This is a genomic window from Acidiphilium sp. PM (assembly GCF_000219295.1).
Lineage (GTDB): Bacteria > Pseudomonadota > Alphaproteobacteria > Acetobacterales > Acetobacteraceae > Acidiphilium > Acidiphilium multivorum.
Genome location: NZ_AFPR01000044.1, coordinates 1 through 3,096, shown reverse-complemented (window position 1 = coordinate 3,096; position 3,096 = coordinate 1). Strand labels below are relative to the sequence as shown.

The 3,096-nt window shown below is 73.1% G+C and carries 3 protein-coding genes; 2 read left to right on the top strand and 1 reads right to left on the bottom strand.

Annotation, left to right across the window (positions count from 1 at the left end; genetic code table 11):
- Positions 1-39: 39 nt before the first annotated feature.
- A complete protein-coding gene (locus APM_RS01635; RefSeq protein ID WP_007421615.1) occupies positions 40-501 on the bottom strand; it encodes a MarR family winged helix-turn-helix transcriptional regulator in 462 nt (153 codons plus the stop codon).
- A gap of 85 nt (positions 502-586) precedes the next feature.
- Here APM_RS01635 and APM_RS01630 point away from each other — a divergent pair, with 85 nt between their 5' ends.
- Positions 587-2,416, top strand: coding sequence for a chloride channel protein (locus APM_RS01630; RefSeq protein ID WP_007421614.1), 1,830 nt, complete (start codon positions 587-589; stop codon positions 2,414-2,416).
- Positions 2,417-2,506: 90 nt separating this feature from the next.
- Positions 2,507-3,096 (top strand): pyridoxal-phosphate dependent enzyme (locus tag APM_RS01625; RefSeq protein ID WP_007421613.1); only part of this gene is annotated, 590 nt, incomplete at its 3' end.

The following is a 3,096-nucleotide window of genomic DNA, read 5'->3' as shown; positions in this document are numbered from 1 at the left end:
TTCATCGCGCCGATCATGCCGAAATCTCCGGCGCCGGCATCACCCGCCCGCATCCCCGCAGCGCGCGGTGCCGCGGACCCGGCGGCGGTAGCGCTGGATGCGCGCGAGCAGCCGCCGCAGTTCCGGGCCGATCTGCTCCAGCTCGTCCAGATGCGTCTGCGACAGCGCGGCGAGCCGCGCCTCGCCGCTTCCGGTCAGCGCCAGCCGCACCCGCCGCCCGTCTTCCGGGTCGGTCGCCCGCGCCACGAAACCGGCGGCCACCAGCCGGTCGACCAGCTCCACCGTGCTGTTGTGCTGCAGGATCAGGAACGCCGCGAGGTCGGAAACGCTCGCCGCGCCCTGGCCCTGCATGGCGCGGATGCCGAGCAGCGCCTGGTGCTGGCGCGGCGTCAGCCCGTCGCGCCGGGCGGCGGCCTCGCTGAAGGCGATGAACTTCCGCAGCGCGAAGCGGAACGAGGCCAGCATCTCGTAATCCTCGTCGGTCAACCGCGCATCAGCCATGCTGTCTCCTCTTCCCGGCGGGTTGCCGTTGTATATCGCATTACGATATATGGCCAGCTCTTCCCCGGCCCGGAGTCCGCCATCGATGTCACCTTCGCCCAGTCTGCCACCCCCCGTTCGCCTTGGCGACTTCACGACCGACCGCGGGATCTTCCGGCTGATCGGCTTCGGCGCCTGCGCCGGCCTGTTCGGCGTCATCGCCGGCTGGATCCTGCTGCGCATGATCGGGCTGATCAACGACCTCGCCTATTACGGCGTCTGGTCGACCCGGATGCTGGCGCCGGGCGGCGCCGCGCCGGGCGGCCATCCCGCGCTGTGGACGATCCTCGTTCCCGCCGGCGGCGCCGTGCTGATCGGCCTGATGGCCCGCTACGGCTCGGAGAAGATCCGCGGCCACGGCATCCCCGAGGCGATCGAGGCGATCCTGCTCGGCGGCGCCCGGCTCGACCTGCGGGTGGCGATCCTCAAGCCGATCTCGTCGGCGATCTCGATCGGCACCGGCGGCCCGTTCGGCGCCGAGGGGCCGATCATCATGACCGGCGGCGCCGCCGCCTCGCTGATGGCGCAGTGCTTCACCCTGACCGATGCCGAGCGCAAGACCCTGCTCGTCGCCGGCGCCTGCGCGGGCATGACGGCGGTTTTCGGCACCCCGGTCGCCGCCCTCCTGCTCGCGGTCGAACTCCTGCTGTTCGAGCTGAAGCCGCGCAGCATCATCCCCGTCGGCGTCGCCTGCATCACCGCCGCCATCCTCCGCCGCTTCTGCATGACGCCGGCGCCGCTGTTTCCCTATGCCGGCGGGGTGATCGTCGATCCGCTGCACGCCTTCGGCTGGCTCGGCCTCGGCCTCGCCGCCGGGCTCGGCTCCGCCCTGCTCACCGTGCTCGTCTACGCCGCCGAGGACGGGTTCGAGACACTGCCGATCCACTGGATGTGGTGGCCGGTGCTGGGCGGCCTCGTCGTCGGCATCGGCGGCGTGTTCGACCCGGCGGCCCTCGGCGTCGGCTATCCCGACATCGCGCGCCTGCTCGCCGGCACGCTCGCCGGCGGGGCCGCGATCCGTCTCGTCCTGGTCAAGGGCGTGATCTGGTCGGTGGCGCTGGGCTCGGGCACCTCGGGCGGCGTGCTGGCGCCGCTGCTGATCATCGGCGGCGCGCTCGGCGCCGTCCTCGCCCCCGTCATGCCGCACGCCGCGCCCGGCTTCTGGGCGGTGCTCGGCATGGCGGCGATGATGGGCGGCACCATGCGCGCCCCGCTGACCTCGACGCTGTTCGCCGTCGAACTCACCGGCAACCACCTCATCCTCCTGCCGGTGCTCGCCGCCAGCATGGCCAGCATGGCGGTGACCGTCCTGCTGATGAAGCGCTCGATCCTGACCGAGAAGATCGCCCGGCGCGGCCATCACCTCACCCGCGAATACAGCATCGACCCGCTGGCGGTGACCCGCATCCGCGACATCATGGCAACCGAGGTGGACACGCTGGCGGCGGACCTGCCGGTGGGGGCTGCGATCGAGCGCTTCCTCTCGCACGCGGCGGCCCACCGCGCCTTCCCGGTGACGGCGCCGGACGGCCTCGTGCTCGGCCTCGTCTCCCGCGCCGACATCCTCGACTGGATCGGCGACGAGGTGCGGCGCGACCTGCCCTTGCGCGCGATGATCGCCGGCCGCGAGGTGACGACCGCCGCGCCCGACGAGATGGCCGACACCATCGCGGTGCGGATGCTCACCCGGAACGCCCCGCGAATCCCCGTGGTCGACGCGGAAGGCCGCCTCCTCGGCATCGTCTCCCGCGCCGACCTGCTGCGCGTCCACCAGCGCGTCATGCTCGCCGAAACCCGCCGCGAGCGCTTTTTCCCCTTCCGCCGCCGCGCCGCCGCGAAGGAAGCGCAAAAGCCCGAGCCGCTCGCCGTGCCATGAGGCGCCCGCCGGATTGGCGCGCCGCCCCGACCCCGGCATAACGGCGGCGGACCATGAGGCCGGCCCCTCGATTCCGGCGGGAGCAAAGACATGCTGATCCTGAACCCCGATCCCGCCCACGGCGCGCCGCTGGACGCCGCCGACGCCGCGCTGCTCGGCGCCGACGCGGCCGATGAACTCGCCCGCTACCTCGCCCACCGCCCCGATCACCGCCCGACGCCGCTCATCGCCCTGCCTTGCCTCGCCGCGCGGCTCGGCGTCGCGGCACTCCACCTCAAGGACGAATCGACCCGCTTCGGCCTCGGCAGCTTCAAGGCGCTCGGCGGCGCCTACGCCGTGGTCCGCCTCGTGCTGGAGGAAGCCGCCCGCCGCCTCGGCCGCCCCGTCGGCTACGCCGACATGGCCGCGCCGGAGGTCCGCAACATCGCCGCCACCATGACCTTCGCCTGCGCGACCGACGGAAATCACGGCCGCTCGGTGGCGCAGGGGGCGGCGATGCTGGGCAGCCGCTGCGCGATCCTGGTGCACGCCGGCGTCAGCCCGGCGCGGGTGGCGGCGATCGCCGGCCTCGGCGCCGAGATCATCCGCGTCGACGGCACCTACGACGATTCGGTGGAAGAGGCCGCCCGCCTGTCCGCCGCGCGCGGCTGGACCGTCGTCTCCGACACGTCCTGGCCCGG